The sequence below is a fragment of the Streptomyces tateyamensis genome, assembly GCF_003205575.1.
Taxonomy (GTDB): domain Bacteria; phylum Actinomycetota; class Actinomycetes; order Streptomycetales; family Streptomycetaceae; genus Kitasatospora; species Kitasatospora tateyamensis.
The window spans coordinates 1-905 of sequence record NZ_PYBW01000073.1 but is presented as its reverse complement, the minus strand read 5'-3'; the positions used below and the strand labels follow the sequence as shown (position 1 = coordinate 905).

Here is a 905-nt window from a genome sequence, read left to right as displayed (position 1 = left end):
AACCTGAACTGGCTGATCACCAATTTCGTGGACAACACCCCCGGGGTGTCGCACACGGTGGTGGTCTCCGCCGACGGTCTCCTGCTCGCCATGTCCGAAGGCTTCCCCCGCGACCGCGCCGACCAGCTCGCCGCCGTCGCCTCCGGCCTCACCTCCCTCACCTCCGGCGCCAGCCGGATCTTCGAGGGCGGCGACGTCAACCAGACCGTCGTGGAGATGGAACGCGGCTTCCTCTTCCTGATGGCCGTCAGCGACGGCTCCTCCCTGGCCGTCCTCGCCTCCCCCGACTCCGACATCGGCCTCGTCGGCTACGAGATGGCCCTCCTCGTCGACCGCGCCGGAGCCGTCCTCACCCCCGCCCTGCGGGCCGAACTGCAGGGCAGCCTGCTGCACTGATCGGGCATCACATCACCCTCCGTCGGGTCCGTGCCGCCGCCAGGTTGCCGGGCCCGACGCCCACACCCCATAGCTGATGCAGCATCAGCCGCAGTGCTAGGAGGACCCCGAATGACCCCGCCCCCGACACCTGCCGGTAGTTACGGCAACGGGTACGGCTCCGGCTACGGCGACCAGAACAACGGTGGCTACGAGCAGCAGCCGCTGGTACGTCCGTACGCGATGACCGGTGGCCGCACCCGCCCGCGCTACCAGCTCGCCATCGAGGCACTGATCTCCACCACCGGCAACGCCGCCCGCGCCGGCGGCCTGCTGCCCGAGCACCAGCGGATCGTCCAGCTGTGCCAGGAGGTCAAGTCGGTCGCCGAGATCTCGGCCCTGGCCGGGGTGCCGCTGGGGGTGGCCCGGATCCTCGTGGCCGACCTGGCCGAAGCCGGCCTGGTCGCCATCCACCAGCCCGCCGCCGCCGGCGAGTCGGGCGGAACGCCGGACGTCACGCTGCTCGAAAG

2 protein-coding genes are annotated in these 905 nt (G+C 71.0%); both read left to right on the top strand.

The genetic code is table 11. The features are described 5' to 3' along the window. On the top strand, positions 1-396 hold a 396-nt coding region (locus C7C46_RS19990; RefSeq protein ID WP_110671249.1), incomplete at its 5' end, for a roadblock/LC7 domain-containing protein. Positions 397-507: 111 nt separating this feature from the next. Then, the coding region (locus C7C46_RS19985; RefSeq protein WP_110671248.1) for a DUF742 domain-containing protein at positions 508-905 on the top strand (398 nt) is incomplete at its 3' end.